23 protein-coding genes and 1 pseudogene are annotated in these 20,483 nt (G+C 63.8%); 14 read left to right on the top strand and 10 right to left on the bottom strand.

Annotation, left to right across the window (positions count from 1 at the left end; all coding sequences use genetic code 11):
- The first annotated feature begins 100 nt into the window (after positions 1 to 100).
- The 3 genes from glnK to sutA all read left to right on the top strand — a co-directional run bounded on the left by glnK (position 101) and on the right by sutA (position 2,606).
- Positions 101 to 439 (top strand): P-II family nitrogen regulator, encoded by a 339-nt coding sequence (gene glnK / locus LOY37_RS26610; RefSeq protein WP_002555808.1) that lies wholly within the window; start codon positions 101 to 103, stop codon positions 437 to 439.
- A gap of 41 nt (positions 440 to 480) precedes the next feature.
- Positions 481 to 1,815 carry an ammonium transporter gene (locus LOY37_RS26605; protein ID WP_045200968.1) on the top strand — a complete coding sequence of 445 codons (1,335 nt, stop codon included), beginning with the start codon at positions 481 to 483 and terminating at the stop codon, positions 1,813 to 1,815.
- 464 nt (positions 1,816 to 2,279) lie between these two features.
- On the top strand, positions 2,280 to 2,606 hold the full coding sequence (sutA, locus tag LOY37_RS26600) for a transcriptional regulator SutA (RefSeq protein WP_045200970.1): 327 nt from the start codon (positions 2,280 to 2,282) through the stop codon (positions 2,604 to 2,606).
- Between the two features lie 56 nt (positions 2,607 to 2,662).
- Here the strand turns inward: sutA and LOY37_RS26595 are convergent, their stop codons facing one another.
- Genes LOY37_RS26595 through lptM form a run of 6 tightly spaced genes read right to left on the bottom strand, consistent with a single transcriptional unit; the run spans position 2,663 to position 7,234 of the window.
- Positions 2,663 to 3,358 (bottom strand): HAD family hydrolase, encoded by a 696-nt coding sequence (locus LOY37_RS26595; protein WP_045200972.1) that lies wholly within the window; start codon positions 3,356 to 3,358, stop codon positions 2,663 to 2,665.
- The gene (gene xerC / locus LOY37_RS26590; RefSeq protein WP_258716054.1) at positions 3,355 to 4,254 is read right to left on the bottom strand and encodes a tyrosine recombinase XerC; all 900 of its coding nucleotides are present in this window, start codon (positions 4,252 to 4,254) and stop codon (positions 3,355 to 3,357) included. Before xerC ends, LOY37_RS26595 begins: the two co-directional genes overlap by 4 nt.
- A complete protein-coding gene (locus tag LOY37_RS26585) occupies positions 4,254 to 4,991 on the bottom strand; it encodes a DUF484 family protein (RefSeq protein WP_045200976.1) in 738 nt (245 codons plus the stop codon). Before LOY37_RS26585 ends, xerC begins: the two co-directional genes overlap by 1 nt.
- Before the next feature lie 13 nt (positions 4,992 to 5,004).
- A complete protein-coding gene (gene dapF, locus LOY37_RS26580; protein WP_045200978.1) occupies positions 5,005 to 5,835 on the bottom strand; it encodes a diaminopimelate epimerase in 831 nt (276 codons plus the stop codon).
- Between the two features lie 4 nt (positions 5,836 to 5,839).
- Complete coding sequence (gene lysA, locus LOY37_RS26575) at positions 5,840 to 7,087, bottom strand: diaminopimelate decarboxylase (RefSeq protein ID WP_093378127.1); 1,248 nt, start codon at positions 7,085 to 7,087, stop codon at positions 5,840 to 5,842.
- 9 nt (positions 7,088 to 7,096) lie between these two features.
- A complete protein-coding gene (gene lptM / locus LOY37_RS26570) occupies positions 7,097 to 7,234 on the bottom strand; it encodes an LPS translocon maturation chaperone LptM (protein ID WP_045200983.1) in 138 nt (45 codons plus the stop codon).
- A gap of 195 nt (positions 7,235 to 7,429) precedes the next feature.
- On the opposite strand from lptM, the gene cyaY reads away from it, so the two are divergent.
- The 3 genes from cyaY (at position 7,430) to rnk (ending at position 8,536) form a co-directional block, all read left to right on the top strand.
- Positions 7,430 to 7,762: an iron donor protein CyaY gene (gene cyaY, locus LOY37_RS26565; protein ID WP_045200985.1), complete on the top strand. Its 333-nt coding sequence runs from the start codon at positions 7,430 to 7,432 to the stop codon at positions 7,760 to 7,762.
- A complete protein-coding gene (locus tag LOY37_RS26560) occupies positions 7,762 to 7,983 on the top strand; it encodes a DUF1289 domain-containing protein (RefSeq protein ID WP_045200987.1) in 222 nt (73 codons plus the stop codon). Before cyaY ends, LOY37_RS26560 begins: the two co-directional genes overlap by 1 nt.
- A 133-nt stretch (positions 7,984 to 8,116) precedes the next feature.
- Positions 8,117 to 8,536: a nucleoside diphosphate kinase regulator gene (gene rnk, locus LOY37_RS26555; protein WP_045200989.1), complete on the top strand. Its 420-nt coding sequence runs from the start codon at positions 8,117 to 8,119 to the stop codon at positions 8,534 to 8,536.
- A gap of 3 nt (positions 8,537 to 8,539) precedes the next feature.
- Here rnk and LOY37_RS26550 read toward each other — a convergent pair whose 3' ends face one another.
- From LOY37_RS26550 to LOY37_RS26540, 3 genes are all read right to left on the bottom strand, one after another.
- Entirely contained in the window at positions 8,540 to 11,386 is a 2,847-nt protein-coding gene (locus LOY37_RS26550; protein WP_258716053.1) for a class I adenylate cyclase, read from the bottom strand.
- Between the two features lie 178 nt (positions 11,387 to 11,564).
- Positions 11,565 to 11,810: a TIGR02647 family protein gene (locus LOY37_RS26545; RefSeq protein ID WP_258716052.1), complete on the bottom strand. Its 246-nt coding sequence runs from the start codon at positions 11,808 to 11,810 to the stop codon at positions 11,565 to 11,567.
- An 84-nt stretch (positions 11,811 to 11,894) separates the two neighbouring features.
- Positions 11,895 to 12,179: a hypothetical protein gene (locus LOY37_RS26540; protein ID WP_093378138.1), complete on the bottom strand. Its 285-nt coding sequence runs from the start codon at positions 12,177 to 12,179 to the stop codon at positions 11,895 to 11,897.
- A gap of 146 nt (positions 12,180 to 12,325) precedes the next feature.
- Here LOY37_RS26540 and LOY37_RS26535 point away from each other — a divergent pair, with 146 nt between their 5' ends.
- On the top strand, positions 12,326 to 12,988 hold the full coding sequence (locus tag LOY37_RS26535; RefSeq protein ID WP_045200996.1) for a glutathione S-transferase: 663 nt from the start codon (positions 12,326 to 12,328) through the stop codon (positions 12,986 to 12,988).
- Positions 12,989 to 13,107: 119 nt separating this feature from the next.
- Positions 13,108 to 13,809 (top strand): glutathione S-transferase family protein, encoded by a 702-nt coding sequence (locus tag LOY37_RS26530; protein ID WP_258716051.1) that lies wholly within the window; start codon positions 13,108 to 13,110, stop codon positions 13,807 to 13,809.
- On the opposite strand, the gene argH is transcribed toward LOY37_RS26530, so the two are convergent.
- Positions 13,806 to 15,200: an argininosuccinate lyase gene (argH, locus tag LOY37_RS26525; protein WP_093378152.1), complete on the bottom strand. Its 1,395-nt coding sequence runs from the start codon at positions 15,198 to 15,200 to the stop codon at positions 13,806 to 13,808. The two genes, LOY37_RS26530 and argH, sit on opposite strands and share 4 nt — an antisense overlap.
- Before the next feature lie 219 nt (positions 15,201 to 15,419).
- Between argH and LOY37_RS26520 the strand changes: the two are divergent.
- The 6 genes and pseudogenes from LOY37_RS26520 to LOY37_RS26495 all read left to right on the top strand — a co-directional run.
- A pseudogene (locus tag LOY37_RS26520) lies at positions 15,420 to 15,527 on the top strand (sensor histidine kinase); the annotation flags it as partial.
- A complete protein-coding gene (locus tag LOY37_RS26515; RefSeq protein WP_045201002.1) occupies positions 15,524 to 16,270 on the top strand; it encodes a LytTR family DNA-binding domain-containing protein in 747 nt (248 codons plus the stop codon). The pseudogene LOY37_RS26520 and the gene LOY37_RS26515, both read left to right, overlap by 4 nt.
- A gap of 121 nt (positions 16,271 to 16,391) precedes the next feature.
- Entirely contained in the window at positions 16,392 to 17,333 is a 942-nt protein-coding gene (gene hemC, locus LOY37_RS26510; RefSeq protein ID WP_258716050.1) for a hydroxymethylbilane synthase, read from the top strand.
- Positions 17,330 to 18,097, top strand: coding sequence for a uroporphyrinogen-III synthase (locus LOY37_RS26505; RefSeq protein WP_258716049.1), 768 nt, complete (start codon positions 17,330 to 17,332; stop codon positions 18,095 to 18,097). The genes hemC and LOY37_RS26505 overlap by 4 nt, the downstream gene beginning before the upstream one ends.
- Before the next feature lie 46 nt (positions 18,098 to 18,143).
- A complete protein-coding gene (locus LOY37_RS26500) occupies positions 18,144 to 19,235 on the top strand; it encodes a uroporphyrinogen-III C-methyltransferase (protein ID WP_045201008.1) in 1,092 nt (363 codons plus the stop codon).
- Positions 19,232 to 20,470, top strand: coding sequence for a heme biosynthesis protein HemY (locus LOY37_RS26495; RefSeq protein ID WP_045201010.1), 1,239 nt, complete (start codon positions 19,232 to 19,234; stop codon positions 20,468 to 20,470). Before LOY37_RS26500 ends, LOY37_RS26495 begins: the two co-directional genes overlap by 4 nt.
- Positions 20,471 to 20,483: the final 13 nt, after the last annotated feature.

Here is a 20,483-nt window from a genome sequence, read left to right as displayed (position 1 = left end):
GCAGTCACCATGACGACGCGTTACAAAGCCAGGCACTGCGCTTAGACTTGAGTCGGGTTTGTTTTCCTGGGGCAAGTCCACCAATTCGGGAGAGAGTTTCATGAAGCTAGTCACTGCCATCATCAAGCCGTTCAAGTTGGACGACGTGCGCGAGTCGCTGTCCGAAATCGGCGTGCAGGGCATTACTGTCACTGAAGTCAAAGGTTTCGGCCGGCAGAAAGGTCACACCGAGCTGTATCGCGGCGCTGAGTATGTGGTCGATTTTCTGCCCAAGGTGAAGATCGACGTCGCCATCGACGACAAGGATCTGGACCGGGTCATCGAGGCGATCACCAAGGCGGCCAACACCGGCAAGATCGGTGACGGCAAGATTTTCGTGGTCAATCTGGAGCAGGCGATTCGCATCCGTACCGGCGAAACCGATACCGACGCGATCTAAAAAAAGCCTCACCAAACCCCAACGCCCCAGGAGATAACAATATGACTCTGCGTCAGTTCGCAGGGCTAGGAGCCCTTTTGTCCCTCGTAATGCCTGGCCTGGCCCTGGCAGAGGAGGCGGCAGCCCCCGTGCTCAACTCCGGCGACACCGCCTGGATGTTGACCGCTACAGCCCTGGTGCTGTTCATGACCATCCCTGGTCTGGCCCTGTTCTACGGCGGCATGGTGCGTTCCAAGAACGTGCTGTCGGTGATGATGCAGTGCTTTGCGATCACCGGCCTGATCAGCGTCCTGTGGGTGGTTTACGGCTACAGCCTGGCCTTCGATACCACCGGTATGGAGCAAGGTGTCGTCAACTTCAATTCCTTCGTTGGCGGTCTGTCCAAGGCGTTCCTCGCCGGCGTGACCCCGGCGAGCCTGACCTCTTCGGCGGCGCTGTTCCCTGAAGCGGTGTTCATCACCTTCCAGATGACCTTCGCGATCATCACCCCGGCGCTGATCGTCGGCGCCTTTGCCGAGCGGATGAAGTTCTCGGCGATGCTGATCTTCATGGCCATCTGGTTCACCCTGGTCTATGCGCCCATCGCCCATATGGTCTGGAGCGGTAACGGCGGCCTGATGTGGGACTGGGGCGTGCTCGATTTCGCGGGCGGCACCGTGGTGCACATCAACGCCGGTATTGCCGGCCTGGTGGCCTGCCTGGTATTGGGCAAGCGCAAGGGCTTCCCGACCACGCCAATGGCGCCGCACAACCTCGGCTATACGCTGATGGGCGCGGCCATGCTGTGGATCGGCTGGTTCGGCTTTAACGCAGGCTCCGCCGCTGCCGCCAACGGCACCGCCGGCATGGCCATGCTGGTGACCCAGATCGCTACCGCCGCAGCGGCCCTGGGCTGGATGTTCGCCGAGTGGCTGACCCACGGTAAGCCAAGCGCACTGGGCATCGCCTCGGGCGTGGTCGCAGGTCTTGTGGCCATCACCCCGGCTGCCGGCACTGTCGGGCCGATGGGCGCCCTGGTAATCGGCCTGGTGGCGGGCGTGATCTGCTACTTCTGCGCCACCAGCCTCAAGCGCAAGCTGGGCTACGACGACTCCCTGGATGCCTTCGGCGTGCACGGCATCGGCGGTATCGTCGGCGCGATCCTCACCGGCGTGTTCGCAGCCCCGGCACTGGGCGGCTTCGGCACCGTCGAAGACATCGGCGCGCAAGTCTGGATTCAGGCCAAGGGCGTCGGCTTTACCGTGATCTACACCGCGATCGTCACCTACGTGATTCTCAAGGTGCTGGATCTGGTCATGGGCCTGCGGGTCAACGAAGAAGAAGAGTCGGTCGGTCTCGACCTGGCGCAACACAACGAGCGCGGCTACAACCTGTAACGTCCTCGAAAAAATCTTGCCCGGCTTGCCGGGCATTTTTTTGTCCGGATTTTGTCACTTCTCTCAGGCGCAAACGGTTTCTTGCCGCGCTTTGATGGCTGCGTGCGACGTGGGTAGAAAACTTACAGCGCTCAGTGAAATTTAGGCACTTTGCTTTTTCTCTGAGCACGCTAGAATGCGCGCCGAAGGGTGCTGACGAGCTGTCCGCAAACTTCCGTACCCTTTGCTAGGCTTGCCAATAAGCGAGTCGATCATGCCAGGGTATGTCGGCGCATTACCGCCGCCCGCTCTTTATTTGTACAGACCTCGCCCGTGACGTGGGGTTTGCCCGGTTCTCGCCATTCGTTGTGGCGCAACCACGGCCCGCAGCCTGCCTGCGGCGCTTGAATTTTTTCTGGCAGCTGTCGATTTTCGACGTTGCTGGTCTATAACTAATCTGCTTTTCGCAAGTCATGAGGTAGAACATGAGCGACGACGATCTGGAAACTGACGACCTCGAAGTAGGCGATGAAGACGAAGGCGATGAAGGCCTCGAAGCGGCAGCCGATGATGTGGCTGACGACAGCGGCGACGACAGCCCGGCTCCCGTAGCCAAAGGCAAGTCGAAGTCGGCGGCAGTCTCGGTAGAAGACATGCCGAGCATGGAAGCCAAGCAGAAGGAGCGTGATGCCCTGGCCAAGGCCATGGAAGAGTTTCTCTCCCGTGGTGGCAAGGTGCAGGAAGTGGAGGCCAACGTGGTCGCCGATCCGCCCAAGAAGCCGGACAACAAGTACGGTAGCCGCCCTATCTGAGTGGCCCCGTCAGCAAGAAAGCCCGCCGTCGCTGCGGGCTTTTTTGTGTCTGCGCTTCAGCGCCAGCTGTTGAGCAGTTCAGGCAACTGCGACAGGCGCTGGATCTCCGCGTCAGGGCGGTTCTCGGCTTCCCAGGCCTTGCCCTGGGGGTTGAACCAGATCGCCCGCAGGCCGGCGCGCTGGGCCCCGGCAATGTCATCGCCGGGGTGATCGCCAATGTGCACCGCCGCAGTCGCCTCGACTTCGCCCTGGCGCAGGGCTTCGAGGAAGGGTTGCGGGTCGGGTTTGCCGATGCCTAGGTCTTCGGCGCACAGGGCAAATTTGAAGTAATCGGCCAGGCCCAGGCGGCGCACATCGGCGTTGCCATTGGTGACCACGCCCAGGGTGTAGTGGTGACGGAGGATCTCCAGCACCGGCTGCACCTCAGGGAAGATATCGATCTGGTGGCGGGCGTGGAGGAACACTTCAAAGCCTTCGTTGGCCAGCTCACGGGCCTTGTTCTCGCTGTAGCCGACCTCTTCCAGGGCATGGAACAGCACGCGCCGGCGCAGGGCGCTGATGCGGTGCTTGAGCCCGGGTTCTGCCTGCACCAGGCGCTCGCGAATGGCGTACAGGTGCTCGACCGGAACCGCGCCCAGGGTTGGCGCATTGGCCGCTAGCCAGTCGCGCAGGGTGGTCTCGGCGCTGACGATCACTGGTGCGGTGTCCCACAGGGTGTCGTCGAGGTCGAAGGTGATCAGCTTGATGCTCATGAGTCACTGCCCTTACTGCGTTTGGCCCGGGGGTGGGCGCTGTCATACACGGCGGCCAGGTGCTGGAAGTCCAGGTGAGTGTAGATCTGCGTGGTGGCGATGTCGGCGTGGCCGAGCATCTCTTGTACGGCGCGCAGGTCCTGGGACGATTCCAGCAGGTGGCTGGCGAAGGAGTGTCGCAACATGTGCGGATGCAGGTTCTGGCCCAGTTCGCGGGCGCCAGCGGCCTGCACCCGCAGCTGAATGGCGCGTGGGCCCAGGCGCCGGCCCTGCTGGCTGACGAACACCGCGCCGTCCTGCGGGCCGCTGCCGGCGCGCAGCACCAGCCATTGCTCCAGCGCCTCGCGGGCTTTGCGCCCGACCGGCAGTACGCGGGTCTTGCTGCCCTTGCCATGGACTTGCACCAGGCCGCCGGGCAGGTCGAGCTGCTCCAGGTTGAGGCTGGTCAACTCCGACAGGCGCAGGCCGGAGGAGTAGAACAGCTCGAGCATGGCCTGGTCGCGGCGGGCGAGAAATTCATCCTCGATCGCACCTTCCAGCAGTTGCAGGGCGCGATCGGTGTCGAGGGTCTTGGGCAGGCGCCGTTCGCCCTTGGGCGCTGACAGGCCGTTGGCCGGATCGTGGCTGCAGTGGCCTTCACGGTTGAGGTAACGGTAGAAACCGCGCACCGCTGAGAGCAGGCGGGCAAGGCTACGCGAGGACTGGCCCTGGTGATGCTGGCGGGCGATCAGTTGGCGCAGGTGCTGGATCTGCAGGGCGTTCCAGCTGTCGATGCCGCTCTTGGTGCAGAACGCCAGGACGCTTTCGAGGTCGCGTCGGTAGGCCAGCTGGGTGTGTTCGGACACCTGGCGCTCGTTGCGCAAGTGCGCGCAGAAGGCCTCCAGCTGCCGTTCCACTAGCGCACCGGACGCAGGGTCTGGGTATGGCGCGGGACGACCCGGCCGAGTACTTCGGCGATGTAGCTGAGGAACAGGGTACCGACCGTGCTCTTGTAATGCTGCGGGTCGCGACTACCGATCGCCAGTACGCCGTGCAGGCCCTGGTGGTTGAGGGTGGCGACGGCGCTGGAGCCGACTTCCTTGCGCTGCTCTTCGCCGAACAGGAAGTCCAGCTCATGATCGCGCAAGTTGCCGCTGACCGTCTTGCCGGCGCACAACAGGCCACCAATGGCTTGCTGGGCGTCGCCGCTGTTGACCCAGCGGCCGACCGGCGCGGCGGTTTCACCGAACAGAATCAGGCTGACGAAGGGCACCTTGAACTCCTGGCGCAGGCTGTCTTCGACAGCCATCACCACGCTTTCGAGGCTGTCAGCATCGAGCAGGTCGAGGATCAGCCGGCGGGTCTTGTCGAACAGCCGGTCGTTGTCGCGGGCCACGTCCATCAGTTGCGACAGGCGGTGACGCATCTCGATATTGCGGTCGCGCAGCAGCTTGAGCTGGCGCTCGACCAGCGACACGCTATCGCCACGCTGATGGGGAATGTGCAGCTCGCTGAGCAGTTCGTCGTGCTCGGCGAAGAACGTCGGGTTGTCGCGCAGGTAGGCAACCACGGCCTCAGCCCCGAGGGTGGGCGTCGAGCCCTCGGCGCTAAGGTCGGTGGGCTGTTCGGCGGGAGCCTGGGGCTGATCGGTCATGGCTGGTACTCACTCATAGACGAACCTGTCCTTCAAACACGCGTACGGCGGGGCCGGTCATCAACACCGGTTTGCCCGGGCCTGCCCATTCGATGGACAGGCGCCCACCCGGCAGGTCGATCAACAGCGGTGAATCCATCCAGCCCTGGCTGATCGCCGCCACGGCAGCGGCGCAGGCACCGGTACCGCAGGCCTGGGTTTCGCCCGCGCCGCGTTCCCACACCCGCAGTTGCGCGCGGTGACGGTCGATGACCTGGATGAAACCGACATTGACCCGCTGCGGGAAGCGCGGGTGATGTTCGATCTGCGCGCCCAGCTCGTGCACCGGCGCGGCGTTGATGTCGTCGACGCGCAGCACGGCATGGGGGTTGCCCATCGACACGGCCGCCAGTTCGACAGTGCGCCCGGCAACCTCGAGCGGGTAGCTCAGGGCCTGGGCCGGCGCGTCGAACGGGATCTCGGCCGGCACCAGCCGCGGCGGGCCCATGTCGACGCTGATCTGCCCGTCGTTGCGCACGTCCAGCTCGATGATGCCGCCTTTGGTTTCAACGCGGATGCGTTTTTTCGCAGTCAGGCGCTTGTCCAGCACGAAGCGCGCAAAGCAGCGCGCACCGTTGCCGCACTGTTCGACCTCGGAGCCGTCGGCGTTGAAGATCCGGTAGCGGAAATCCACTTCCGGATTGCTCGGCGCCTCGACGATCAGCAACTGGTCGAAACCGATGCCGGTGTGGCGGTCGCCCCATTGCTTGGCGTGCTTGGGTAAAATGTGCGCATGCTGGCTGACCAGGTCGAGGACCATGAAGTCGTTGCCCAGCCCATGCATCTTGGTAAAACGCAGCAGCATGGGTTTACTCCGGCAGCAGGCTTTCGCCGGCGAACAACTCGGCCACGGTTTCGCGACGACGCACTTCGAAGGCCTGGTCACCATCGACCAGCACTTCGGCACAACGACCACGGGTGTTGTAGTTCGAGCTCATGACAAAACCATAGGCGCCCGCCGAGTGCACCGCCAGCAGGTCGCCTTCGGCCAGGTTCAGCTCGCGCTCCTTGGCGAGGAAGTCGCCGGTTTCGCAGATCGGCCCGACGATGTCGTAAACACGGCCTTCGCCGGCACGCGGCTGCACCGCCGTGACGTTCATCCAGGCCTGGTACAGGGCTGGGCGGATCAGGTCGTTCATCGCCGCATCGACGATGGCGAAATCCTTGTGCTCGGTGTGCTTGAGGTACTCGACCTGGGTCAGCAGCACGCCAGCGTTGGCGACGATATAGCGGCCCGGCTCGAACACCAGGGCCAGGTCGCGGTCGCCGACGCGCTCGCGGATGGCCTTGATGTAGTCGCCGGCCAGCGGCGGCTCTTCGTCGCGATAACGCACACCGACGCCGCCACCCAGGTCCAGGTGACGCAGGAGGATGCCGCAGTCGCCGAGGCGGTCGATCAACGCCAGCAGGCGGTCGAGGGCATCGAGGAAGGGTTCCAGGGTGGTCAGCTGCGAGCCGATATGGCAGTCGACGCCGACCACTTCCAGGTTCGGCAGTTGCGCGGCGCGGATGTACACCTCTTCGGCATCGGCGATGGCGATACCGAACTTGTTTTCTTTCAGGCCCGTGGAGATGTACGGGTGGGTACCGGCATCGACGTCCGGGTTGACCCGCAGCGAAACCGGCGCGCGTACGCCCATTTCGGCGGCCACTACCTGCAGGCGCTCGAGCTCGTCGGTGGATTCGACGTTGAAGCAGTGCACGCCGACTTCCAGGGCGCGGCGCATGTCTTCGCGGGTTTTGCCGACGCCGGAGAACACCACGCGATCGGCCCGCCCGCCCGCGGCCAGTACACGCTCCAGCTCACCGCCGGAAACGATGTCGAAACCTGCGCCCAGGCGGGCCAGCAGGTTCAGCACAGCGAGGTTGGAGTTGGCCTTGACGGCGAAGCACACCAGGTGCGAAACACCCTCCAGAGCATCGGCGTAGCTACGGTACTGGGCCTCGATGTGGGCGCGCGAGTAGACGTAGGTCGGCGTGCCGAAACGTTCGGCGATGGCCGACAGGGCCACGCCTTCCGCGAACAGCTGACCGTCGCGGTAGTTGAAAGCGTCCATGGGTTACCCTTACTGGTGCTTGTGCGATTGCGACTTTTTACCGTCTTTGCTGTCGTCTGGCAGGTACAGCGGGCCCTTCTGGCCGCAGGCGGAAACGAGGCAGGCAACCGCGACGAGCGCCGCGAGGGTGGAGATCAGGCGCTTCATGGCGTAATCCTTTGTAATAAGCAGTATTGCGCCCGAGTATACCGAGCGCCCGGCCCCTTGCCTATGCGGGCAACCCGCCGTCGGGCGGGGTGGTGGCTGCGCTGCCTGGCGCAGGTCGGTATCCTTTGCATTCGGCGCGCCGCGCTCGTATCTTGCCCGGCTTGCGTGTGTGCAGACATTTTTGAGGTTCTTGCAATGAGTTTGACCGAAGCGCGTTTTCACGACCTGGTCGACGCGACCCAACAGGCGCTGGAAGACCTGTTCGACGAGACTGACCTGGATCTGGACATGGAGAACTCGGCAGGGGTCCTGACCATCAAGTTCGACAACGGCAGCCAGCTGATCTTCAGCCGCCAGGAACCGCTGCGCCAGCTGTGGCTGGCCGACAAGTCCGGTGGTTTCCACTTCGACTACGACGAGCAGAACGGCAAGTGGACCTGTGAAAAGACCGAGGAGCTGCTGGGTGAGATGCTGGAGCGCATCGTCTGGGAGCGGGCGGGTGAAAAGCTCGATTTCGACGACATCTGATGAGCAGCGCAGCCAAGCCGGCCAAGCCGCTCTACAGTAACGTCAGCCCGGCAGTACCGTCGCCGTGCATCAGCACCTGCCGGCTGGATGAACACAAGGTCTGCATCGGTTGCTATCGCCATGTCGAGGACATTCGCCAGTGGCGCGCGGCCGATGACGAGCAGCGCCGGCAGATCTGCCGCGAGGCGCTGGCGCGTCGACAGCTGGCCGGGTTGGCATAGACCCTGCGGGTATTGTGTATTTACTTGGCTGTGGTAGTGTCGAACCTGTTTCGGCTGTGCCGAATTCCTGCAAACCCCGCCCTTGGGCGGGGTTTTGCTTTATATCGCCCAAAAAAAGGAGTCTGACCGGATCATGAGCACCCACCCTTCCATTATCGTCACCCGCTTGGACGTGCAGCGTCTCGAGCGTCTGATCGACAGCCTCGATGAGAAGACGCAGGACTCGCCGGGTGTGCTCGCCTTGCAGGACGAGCTCGACCGCGCCGACCAGGTCGGTCACGAGGAAGTTCCGGCCGGTGTCGTGACCATGAACTCCCGGGTTCATTGCCGCGAAGAAGCCAGCGGCAAGGACTACCACCTGACCCTGGTCTACCCGAAAGACGCCAACGCCGACGAAGGCAAGATCTCTATCCTCGCGCCGATCGGCAGCGCGCTGCTGGGCTTGTCGGTAGGCGAGCAGATCGACTGGCCGGCCCCGGGCGGCAAGACCCTCAAGCTCAAACTGCTTGAAGTCGAATACCAGCCAGAAGCGGCAGGTGACTTCGACCTCTGAGCCTCAAGCCTGCGCCAGGGCCTCGTTGAGCGCCCGCTCCAGTTCGCCCTTGTAGCGCAGGTAGAGAATGCTCGAGCCCAGGCCATCGGCCAGCAGGCCTGACAAGTCCAGGTCGGTGATGTAGCAGCGGTAGCGCTCAGCCTCGCGGCGCTGCTCGATGATCTCGCGGGCGACCACCGCATACAGCTGGTCGCCATGCTCGAGCTGGGAAAACTCCCGCTGATTGCAGTAAAGCGTGACTTGCACGTCGTCGCTGGCGCCGGCCTGCAGAATCGCCTGCACTTCGTAGTAGGGCCGGTCGATGGCCTTGACCTCGACCTGGCGCGCTTCTACCTGGCGAACCTTGCCAGTGCCTGATGGCAACAATTGGTAATAAAGAATATCCAGTGAACCCTGGGCCTGCAGGCTGTCCAGTGGCAGGCGCGCATCGCGGCGAAACACGATCGATTGCAAGAAGCGCTGAAGCGGCAACAACAGGCTGTTTTCATCGTGAAACGGCAAGCGCTGCTGCCACAGGGCATTGTGCTCATCGAGTACGTAGACATCCGCCCAGGTGTCCTGCAGCCGATAGAACAGCTGGATGCACTGCGGCTGGCCCAGCGGCAGCAGTTGCGCCAGGTCGAGCTCCTGCAGGGCATTGGCGTCCAGGTGCAGGGGGCTGTAGTCGCTGCGTTCTTCACCGAGGTAGCGCAGCACCGCGTCCGGATCGTCGAGGGTCACCAGGTTTACCGCGCCGCGTTGCAGTTCCAGTACATGGGTGTGCTGCTCGACTTGCAACAGGTAGCGCTGGTTGAGGTTCTGCGCCAGCAGCGCCTGAGTGCTGGCGAACACTTCCTCGACCCGCAGGGCGATGGCTTGGGCGCGGTTGTGGCAGAAGCAGCGGACCCGCAGCCTGGGCGTGTGGCCGGCGCCCAGGCTGTTGAGGTAATCACGCAGGCAACGCAGCAGGGCATGTTCGCCGTCGTAGCGGTGCACCTGCACTTCGTTCCAGCTGTTGAGGGTGACCTGGTCGAGGGTCAGCACCAGGTTTTCGCGCACCCCGGCGTAGCTCAGCGAGTCAGTGCGCTCGGTGGTCATCAGGATGTTCAGGTCGCGGTGGTGCTGTAGCGGGTCGATGCCGACATTGACCAGCAGCAGGATCTCGTCCACCACGCTCGGTTGCAGCAGGCGCTGTTCGCTGACCACCGTCAGGGGCAGGGCGACGCTCTGTTGCAGGCTGCCGAGCAGGTTGAACAGCTCATACTCGCTCAGGTCGCTGCTGCCCGGGTGCAGGGCCAGGCGCGTGCTGCTGTCGATCACACCGTTGCGGTGCGCCCAGGTCAGCAGTTCGAGCAGTTCGCGGCAGCGCTTGATCGGCGCGAAGTGCTCCCACTCGTGCACGCCGAGGTTGCCGTTGTACAGGCCCCAGTGGGTCTGCCCGGGCTCTTTGCGGTTGGGTGACTGCACCAGGGTCAGGGTGTCTTCGGCGAGGTCCGGGGCGATCCCTGGGTTGATGAACTCAACCTTGCCGGCGCGCCGTTCAAAGGCGGCGTACAGGCGCCGGCCGAGCACGCTGAGATCGCGCTGGTCGATGCGGCTGGTGGCGTTCTGGCTGCGGGCAAACTGGCAGAGGAAGCGGTAGCTGTAGTTCAGCTCGGCTACCAGCTCCCGGCGCTCGACCGCCACCTGGCGGACTTTCCATTGGCTGCGGCTGTCGAGCAGCGCCAGCTGGCGTTGATCCCAGCTCCATTCCTGGCTCAGGCGCTGCAGCAGGTCCCGCTGCCAGCTGGCACTGCGCTGGCGGGCCAGGCCGCTGAGCTTCTTGTTGACCTTCAGGTACAGGCTGCGCCGCACCAGCTCCAGCCGCTCGCGTTCGCCGCGGCCTTGCAGGTACTGCTCGATACGCCGGTAGACCATCATGTAGGGGTCGAGCTCGTCGAGGTCGAGGCGATTGCTGAACACCGCCTGCTTGAACTGCAGGCTCAGGCACTGCACCTGCGGGTGTTCACTGGCGTAGACCTCGGTAAGCAGCAGCTTGAGCACCGACTTGTAGGGCGATTCAATGCCCTTGAACAGTTGCCAGAGCCCGGCGCCGACGAATTCGCCCGGAGGGATGTGCGCCAGGTGGCCGAGGTCGAGGTGGTCTTCGGCACGCACGAAGCGCTTGGACAGCAGGGTCTGGATGTATTGCCGGTAGCGTGGCTCTTCATAGACCGGCACCAGCCACCACAAGGGTGTGCGCCCGGCCAGCCAGATGGCGGTGCGGTAGAACTCGTCGAGCAGCAGGTAATGCTGGGTGGTGCCGCAGTCATCGGAGCTCAGCTGGCCGTCGCGTTCGCCCTGGACGAAGCCTTGCGGCTCGATCAAGAACAGGTGGGCTTCGGCGCCCTGGCTGGCGGCCCAGATTTCCAGCAGCAGGCATTTCTTGCGCAACTCCGCCAGGTCGCTTTCGCTCAGGTCGGCGGCGTGACAGACCCAGACGTCCATGTCGCTCTGCTCGGCCTGGGCTAGGGTGCCCAGGCTGCCCATCAGGAACAGCCCGTGAATCGGCTGGGGCGGGTTGCCGCGCCGGGCCTTGTACGAAAATGAGCGGGTCAGGCGCTGGGCTTCGGCCAGCAGTTGCGCATCAGGCTCGAAGTTGGCGACCCCCGCGGGCGTCGTGCCTGAGACATAACCGGGCAACAGTGGGTGATTGACGTGAAAAAACAGCGGCAGCAGGGTCAAGACCTGCTGCTGGCGGCTCGACAGCCCGTCCATGGTCCGCCCCAGGCGCCCCTGGTTGAGCTTCAGGAAGCGTTGGCGCAGCTGGCTGAGCACCTTGCGGTCAATGCCCTGGTCGAGGTCGGGGCGAATTTCGTGGGGGTGGTTCATGGCGAGCTGAAACCGGCCGTCTAGGGAGCAATGGCGAGTTTAAGTGGTATTTGGAATTTGACGCCATTTTATTAGCGCTTAACGCATCGCGGGGCAAGTCGGGTCGCCGCACCGCCGCACCCACCAGGCCGGCAGGAGCGGCGGTGCGGCGTTCCGACTTGCCCCGCGATTGCAGTTATCAGGCAGGTTCGACGACATTCAGGATGTTCAGCAGCACCTGAACATTCACGGCGGCATCGTGACCAAGGCTGGTCAGGTAACCGCCATCGGGCTGGTCGGTGAGCTTTTTCTCGTACAGGCGCTGTGCAGCAGCGATCACCTCCTTGGAGGCAGTGTTATGGACCTTGATGCCTTCCTGGCTGCTATCCAGGTTGAACAAGGCAAGGACTTCCAGCTCGGCAATCAGTTCGGGGGTAAACGACATAAAGACTCCGACTTCCAGACAAGGAGGGCAGCACCGTCGCCGGTGCCTGGTTTTGCAGTGTAGTCAGGGAAATCCTGCTTTGCTTCAGTCCTTTTCCGGCGGCAGCTCGGGCAGAGCGCGCAAGGCGGTTTCGTACCATTCGGTGTTGAACGCGCGGTCGTCTTCAAGCATCGCATCAATCTCGTAGGCCAGCACGTGGGCCATAAGGTTGAGGATGTCTTCACGCTCGTAACCCACCAGGGTCAGCTTGTTGAACGTGGCCTTGGCCGCTGGCGGGTTGTCGCTTTCGATCTGGTTCTCGATCGCTTCGATCAGGGTCGACTCGGCGAACGCTTCTTCGTCGTTGTCGATATCGGTAGGTTCGCTCATGGGCGCTTTCCTCTTTTGGGGTGCCCAGTTTGCCACGGGCCCGGCAGCAATGCCTTGTTATCGACAATCTTCATGATGCTGGTCAGTACCCGGCACTTGGGTCTATAACAACCCGGCCAACCCCTTTTCGGCCTGGAGGCTGTTTCATGCTCAAGCTTCATGGATTCGCGGTCAGCAACTACTACAACATGGTCAAACTGGCGCTGCTGGAAAAGGGCGTACCGTTTGAGGAAGTGCTGTTTTTCGGTGGCCAGAGCCCCGAAGCGCTGAAAATCAGCCCGCGCGGCAAAGTACCGGCGCTGCAGAGCGAAGACGGTTTTCTCAGTGAAACCAGCCTGATCCTCGACTACATCGAGCAGACCCAGCCAGGCAAGGCATTGCTGCCGGAGGGGGTATTTGCCCAGGCCAAGGTTCACGAGCTGGCCAAGGAAATCGAGCTGTACATCGAGCTGCCCGCACGTGCCTGCTACCCCGAAGCGTTTTTCGGCGCCCAGGTCGATGAAGCCATCAAGGCCAAGGCCAAGACCGAACTGCTGGCCGGTATCGCTACCCTCAAGCGCAACGGCAAGTTCAGCCCTTATGTGGCCGGCGACAGCCTGACCATCGCCGACTTGCTGTTCTGCTTCAGCGTCGACCTGGCCTATGCCGTGGGCAAGAAGGTTTTTGCCATCGATGTGCTGGAAGACTTCCCACAGGCCAAGGCGCTGCTGGAGCAGTTCAAGAACAACCCGAACGTACAGAAGATCGTCGCCGACAAGGAAGCGCAGATGCCGGCTTTCCTCGAGATGGTGCGCTCGGGCAAGCGCTGATTGGAGCACTATTGAGGCAAAAGCAGAAAGCTCCTACGTGTCTATCGGAAGCATACGGCAGCTTTCTGGCTTGATTCGTTCCAAAAATGCAGAGACTTCACGCGGCTAGGAGGCCGGAAATGTTCCGACTGCACGGATTCTCTGCAAGCAACTACTACAACATGGTCAAGCTCGCCCTGCTGGAAAAACGCCTGCCGTTCGAGGAGGTGCCCCTGCATGGTTGCCAGAACCCGCAAGTGCTGGCGATCAGCCCGCGCGGCAAGGTACCGGTGCTGGAGGTGGCGCAAGGTTTTATCAGCGAAACCGACGCCATCCTCGATTACCTCGAAGAGGCCTGCCCTGAGGTAGCGCTGTTGCCGGCCGATCCTTTCCAGCGCGCCCAGGTGCGCGCGCTGGCCAAGGAAATCGAGCTGTACATCGAGCTGCCCGCCCGCTACTGCTATGTCGAAGTGTTCTTTGCCGGCAGGGCGACCCCGGAGGCCTTGAAGGCCAAGGCCCGGCGTGATCTGGACAAGGGCTTTGCCGCCCTGGCCCAGCGCGGTCGATTCGCCCCGTATGTGGCAGGCGAGTGCCTTACCCTGGCGGACCTGTACTTTCTCTATAGCGTCGACCTGGCCTGCCAGGTTGGCCAGCGTCTGTTCGGCATTGATTACCTGCAGCCATTGCCGGGCGCCCGGGCACTGTTCGAGCGACTGGGGGAAAATCCGAATGTGCACAAGGTTGCAGTTGACAGGAAAGCCGAAACGCCGGCTTTCCTTCAGCGCTTGCGTGCGGCTACCCAGGCAGAACTAGCTGGGCAGCAAGACGCAGGAAGGGCTTAGCGCGCGGCGAGCAGCGCCTTGCCGCGGGCTACGGCGGCGCGTACTTGCGCAGGCGCAGTCCCGCCGATGTGGTCACGGGCGTTGACCGAGCCTTCGAGGGTCAGTACGGCGAACACGTCCTGCTCGATCTGGTCGCTGAACTGGCGCAGTTCCTCCAGGCTCATCTCGGCCAGGTCCTTGCCGGTATCGACGCCGTACTTCACCGCGTGGCCAACGATTTCGTGGCAATCACGGAACGGCAGGCCGCGGCGCACCAGGTAGTCGGCCAGGTCGGTGGCGGTGCTGAAGCCGCGCAGGGCCGCTTCGCGCATGATGGCGTGGCGAGGCTTGATCGCCGGGATCATGTCGGCAAAGGCACGCAGCGAGTCGCGCAGGGTGTCGGCGGCGTCGAACAGCGGCTCTTTGTCTTCCTGGTTGTCCTTGTTGTAGGCCAGCGGTTGGCCTTTCATCAGGGTCAGCAGGCCGGTGAGGGCGCCGAACACACGGCCGGTCTTGCCGCGCACCAGCTCCGGGACGTCCGGGTTCTTCTTTTGCGGCATGATCGAGCTGCCGGTGCAGAAGCGATCGGGCAGGTCGATGAACTGGAACTGCGCGCTGGTCCACAGCACCAGCTCTTCGGAGAAGCGCGACAGGTGCATCATCGCCACGCTGGCGGCGGCGCAGAACTCGATGGCGAAGTCGCGATCGGAAACGCCGTCCAGCGAGTTGCCGCCCACAGCTTCGAAGCCCAGCAGCTGGCAGGTCAGTTCGCGATCGATCGGGTAGGTGGTGCCGGCCAGCGCGGCGCTGCCCAGGGGCATGCGGTTGGTGCGCTTGCGACAATCAACCAGGCGCTCATAGTCGCGGCTGAGCATTTCGAACCAGGCCAGCAGGTGGTGGCCGAAAGTCACCGGCTGCGCGGTTTGCAGGTGGGTAAAGCCGGGCATGATGGTCTCGGCTTCGCGCTCGGCCTGCTCCAGCAGGCCCTGCTGCAGGCGGGTGATCTCGGCCAGGATCAGGTCGATTTCGTCACGCAGCCACAGGCGGATGTCGGTGGCGACCTGGTCGTTGCGGCTACGGCCGGTGTGCAGCTTCTTGCCGGTGATGCCGATGCGGTCGGTCAGGCGCGCTTCGATGTTCATGTGCACGTCTTCAAGGTCGACGCGCCAGTCGAAGTTGCCGGCCTCGATTTCACCCTGGATGGTTTTCAGGCCATCGATGATGGTGTCGCGCTCGGCGTCGGTGAGGACGCCGACCTTCGCCAGCATGGTGGCGTGGGCGATCGAACCCATGATGTCGTGGCGGTACAGGCGCTGGTCGAAATTGACGGAGGCGGTGAAACGGGCGACGAAGGCGTCGACGGGCTCACTGAAGCGGCCGCCCCAGGACTGATTGGTCTTGTCGGTGCTCATGGATTCACTCTTGAAGGCGTGAACGGAAAAAGTGGCGTCGATCATAGCAGGATTGGCGGGGCTGCCGGAGTGCGGCGGTCGGGGCAAATGCGGGTTTATGTCGCAGCACAGACCCGCGACAGCGCGCTTGCAACAGGATATTTATCGATTGAACGGCAGTGTTGCGGCAACCGTCTACAGTTGGACAGAGGCGCGGCATGTTTCCTGCCGGGCCAGTGAATCTTTAGCCATCGTGCGAGTCTGAGCGTGGATCGCCGTGACGGTCGTCACCTCACCTGTCTACGCTATCCTTGTGCGAGACTCACGCAGGAATCCAGCGCTATATGAATGTCCTGATCGTTGATGACGAACCCCAAGCCCGGGAACGCCTGAGCCGACTGCTCGGCGAACTGGAGGGCTATACCGTGCTGGAGCCCAGCGCCACCAATGGCGAAGAGGCCCTGGCCCTGATCGACAGCCTCAAGCCTGAGGTGGTCCTGCTCGACATTCGCATGCCGGGCCTGGATGGCCTGCAGGTCGCTGCCCGGCTGTGCGAACGCGAAGCACCGCCTGCGGTGGTGTTTTGCACCGGTGACGATGAGTTCACCGTCGAGTCGTTCAAGGACAGCACCCTGGGCTTCGTGCTCAAGCCGGTGCAGCCCGACAGCCTGCGCGACGCCTTGAAAAAGGCCGAACGGCCCAACCGCGTGCAACTGGCGGCCCTGACCCGCCCGGCCGCCGAGAGCGGCAGCGGCCCGCGCAGCCATATCAGCGCGCGCACCCGCAAGGGTATCGAGCTGATTCCGCTCGACCAGGTGATCTACTTCATTGCCGACCACAAATACGTGACCTTGCGCCACGAGGCCGGCGAAGTGCTGCTGGACGAGCCGCTCAAGGCTCTGGAAGACGAGTTTGGTGAACGCTTTGTGCGCATTCACCGCAATGCGCTGGTCGCCCGCAACCGCATCGAACGTCTGCAACGCACGCCGCTTGGGCATTTTCAGCTATTCCTCAAGGGCCTGAACGGTGATGCCCTGATCGTCAGCCGCCGGCATGTGGCTGGTGTACGCAAAATGATGCAACAGCTTTAAGGGCGGGGACCAGGGAGCGGTCGACGGCCAGGGATGGTCGGCTCCTACCATGATTTAGATCTGCTAGCGGTCTGGACTGAGCTGTTATCATCGGGCGAATCTATCTCGTACGGATCGTTCCATGTCCACTCGCGAAATCCGCATTGCCACCCGCAAAAGTGCCTTGGCCCTGTGGCAGGCCGAATATGTCAAAGCCCGTCTGGAACAGGCCCACGCCGGCCTGGTCGTGACCCTGGTGCCGATGGTCAGCCGTGGCGACAAGCTGCTCGACTCGCCGCTGTCGAAAATCGGCGGCAAGGGCCTGTTCGTCAAAGAGCTGGAAACCGCGCTGCTGGAAAACCAGGCCGACATCGCCGTGCACTCGATGAAAGACGTGCCGATGGACTTCCCCGAAGGCCTGGGCCTGTTCTGCATCTGCGAGCGCGAAGACCCGCGCGATGCCTTTGTTTCCAACACCTTCGACAGCCTTGAGGCGTTGCCGGCCGGCAGTATCGTCGGTACCTCAAGCCTGCGCCGCCAGGCGCAGTTGCTGACCCGCCGCCCGGACCTCGAGATCCGCTTCTTGCGCGGCAACGTCAACACCCGTCTGGCCAAGCTCGATGCCGGCGAGTACGACGCCATCATCCTCGCCGCCGCCGGCCTGATCCGCCTGGGCTTCGAAGACCGTATCACCTCCAGCATCAGCGTCGACGACAGCCTGCCCGCAGGCGGCCAGGGCGCAGTGGGCATCGAGTGCCGCAGTGCCGACAGCGAAATCCATGCGCTGTTGGCGCCGCTGCATCACGCCGGCACCGCCGACCGGGTGACTGCCGAGCGAGCCCTGAACAAACACCTCAATGGTGGCTGCCAGGTGCCGATTGCCTGCTACGCGGTGCTCGAAGGCGAGCAGCTGTGGCTGCGCGGCCTGGTTGGCGAACCGGCTGGCGGCAAGCTGCTCACGGCTCAGGCCCGTGCGCCGCGCGAGGAGGCCGAAGCGCTCGGTATCAAGGTCGCTGAAGACCTGCTGGCTCAAGGTGCTGAAGACATCCTCAAGGCGGTCTACGGCGAGGCCGGGCACCCGTGAGCGCCTGGCGCCTGCTGCTGACCCGGCCGGCCGAAGAGTGCAGCGCGCTGGCCCGCACGCTTGCCGAGCAGGGCGTGTTCAGCAGCAGCCTGCCGTTGCTGGAAACCGAGCCGCTGGCGCTGACGCCGGCGCAGCTTGGCCAGGTGCAGGCGCTCGACCAGTACAGCGCGATCATCGTCGTCAGCAAGCCGGCGGCGCGCCTGGCGCTTGAGCAACTGAGCGCGCACTGGCCGCAGCCGCCCGCGCAAGCCTGGTTCACCGTTGGCGCTGCCACCGCACAGATCCTCGACGACCACGGTCTGAATGTCAGCTACCCGGCACAAGGTGATGACAGCGAAGCGCTGCTGCAACTGCCGGCGTTGACCGCCGCGATCAAGCGCCCGCAATCCCGGGTGCTGATCATCCGTGGCGAAGGCGGGCGCGAGCTGCTCGCCGAGCGTCTGGCGGCACTCGGCGCGCGGGTCGATTACCTTGAGTTGTATCGCCGCTACCTGCCGCATTACCCTGAGGCCACCCTGGTCCGGTGTATCGCCGGGGAACGCCTGAACGGCCTGGTGGTCAGCAGTGGGCAGGGTTTTCAACACTTGCGCCAACTGGCCGGTGAACACTGGCCGCAGTTGGCGCAATTGCCGTTGTTCGTGCCCAGTCCACGGGTGGCGGAACTTGCCCGCGCCAGTGGCGCACAGAATGTAGTGGATTGCCGTGGTGCCAGCGCCGCAGCTTTGCTGGCAACATTGCAGGAAACTCCTGCACCAGCCCCCTAAGGCGCTAAGCTGATTGGCGACGTGCCACAAAGCAAAGGATGGATACGTGAGCGAAACTGTCTTGCCCAACGATGAACTGAAGGCCCCAGAGGCTCCTGCGCAAACCCCCGTGGAACCTGCCAAACGCTCCGGCAACGGCCTGGCAGTCCTGGCCTTGCTGCTGGGCGCGGCAGGTGTCGCCGTTGGCGGATGGGGCGTATGGCAGGTTCGCCAGCTCCAGGGTAGCGAGCAGGGCCAGGTGCAGAGCCTGCAGGCCCTGAGCGAGCAAGCCCTGGCCCTGCAACAACGTGAACAGCAGATGTCTGCGCAGCTGGCCGGCTTGCCGCCCGCATCCGAGCTTGAAGATCGCCGGCGCCTGGTGGCGCAGTTGCAAGGCGATCAGCAACGCTTGAGCCAGCGTCTGGAAACCATCCTCGGCGCCAGCCGCAAGGACTGGCGCCTGGCCGAGGCCGAGCACCTGCTGCGCCTGGCCAGCTTGCGCCTGTCTGCCTTGCAGGACATCGCCAGTGCCCGCGAGCTGGTCAAGGGCGCCGATGAAATCCTTCGTGAGCAGAGCGACCCCGGCTCGTTTGCCGCCCGTGAGCAACTGGCCAAGAGCCTGGCGACCCTCAACAGCGTCCAGCAGCCCGACCGCACCGGCCTCTTCCTCAAGCTGGCGGCCCAACGCGAGCAGGTGTTGCAGCTCAGTGCGCAATCGCCGGAATTCACCAGCAATGCCGATGCGCTGGGTGCCTTGACCGCCGACGGCGATGGCGCCAGCCGCTGGTCGCAGTGGTGGGCAGAGCTGTCGAAGTACTTCCAGATCGATTTCGATGCTGACGACAATATTCGTCCGTTACTATCCGGGCAGTCACTCAACCAGCTGCGCCTGGCTCTGAGCCTGACCATCGAACAAGCCCAGTGGGCGGCGCTCAACGGCGAGGCCAAGGTTTATACTCAGGCCCTGGACGACGCCCGCAGCGTACTGCTGGCCAACTTCAACCCGGACAACCCGCAGAGCCAGGCAATGCTTGCCGCCCTCAACGAACTGGCCGAGCAGCCGGTCACCGTGCTGGTGCCGGACCTGGCCGACAGCATCAGTGCCGTGCAGGCCTACCTTGAGCGCCGGCATCAGCCAGTCGAGGGGGCCAAGCCATGAAGCGCGTCTACCTGCTGGCGGTGGTGGCCATTGCCGTGGCAGCCGCGCTCGGCATCGCGATCGCCAAGCACAGCGGTTATGTGCTGATTTCCTACGGCAGCTTTCGCTATCAATCGGGCCTGTGGGCAGCGCTCGCAGCCTTGGCCGGGATCATCCTGGCGCTGCTTCTGGTGCGCTACCTGGTGGGCCTGGTGCTGACCTCCGGCGGGGTGGTCAACCCCTGGTCGCGGCGTAACCGCAGCCGTCGTACCCAGCTGGCGATCGAGCAGGGCCAACTGGATCTCGCCGAGGGTCGCTGGGCCAGTGCCCAGCGCCACCTGCACCGCGCTGCCGAAGCCGAGCGTCAACCGCTGCTGTACTACCTCGGCGCTGCGCGTGCCGCCAACGAGCTGGGCCGCAGCGAAGACAGCGACAACCTCCTGGAGCGGGCGCTGGAGCGCCAGCCCGAAGCGGAACTGGCCATTGCCCTGAGTCATGCCCAGTTGCAGATGGACCGCGGCGACAGCGACGCTGCCCTGGTAACCCTGCAGGCCATGCAGGAGCGTCATCCGCATAACGTTCAGGTGCTGCGCCTGTTGCAACGCCTGTATCGCGAGCGTGGCGACTGGTCGGCACTGATCCGCCTGCTGCCCGACCTGCGCAAGGATAAAGTGCTGCCGGCAGCGGAGCTGGCCGAGCTTGAGCGTCGCGCCTGGGGCGAGAACCTCAACCTGGCGGCCAGCCGCGAAGGCGATGAGCAAACCGCCCGGCAATCCCTTGAGCGCGCCTGGCAGCAGCTCACTGCTGCGCAGCGCCAGGAGCCTCAGCTGGTGCTGGCCTATGCCGAGCAACTGCGCCAGCTGGGCGCCGAAAGCGAAGCCGAGCAAGCCCTGCGCGCCGCCCTCAAGCGCCAGTACGAAAGTCACCTGGCGCGCTTGTACGGGCTGGTGCGCGGCAGCGACCTGGCGCGCCAGCTGCAAACTGCCGAAGGCTGGCTCAAGGACCATCCCGACGACCCCAGCCTGCTGCTGACCCTGGGCCGTTTGAGCCTGCAGAACCGCCTGTGGGGCAAGGCACGGGATTACCTGGAAAGCAGCCTGCGCGTGCAGCGCAATCCTGAAGCCTGTGCAGAACTTGCGCGCTTGCTCGCTGGCCTGGGCGATACCGAGCGCAGCAACCAGCTGTTCCAGGAAGGCCTGGGCATGCTTGATCAGCGTCTGCTGGCATTGCCGCTGCCAGAGGCCGTGCGAGCTTGAGCTACCCATGGGC

The organism is Pseudomonas sp. B21-012, from assembly GCF_024749305.1.
Taxonomy (GTDB): domain Bacteria; phylum Pseudomonadota; class Gammaproteobacteria; order Pseudomonadales; family Pseudomonadaceae; genus Aquipseudomonas.
This window is presented reverse-complemented; position numbering and strand designations above follow the sequence as displayed.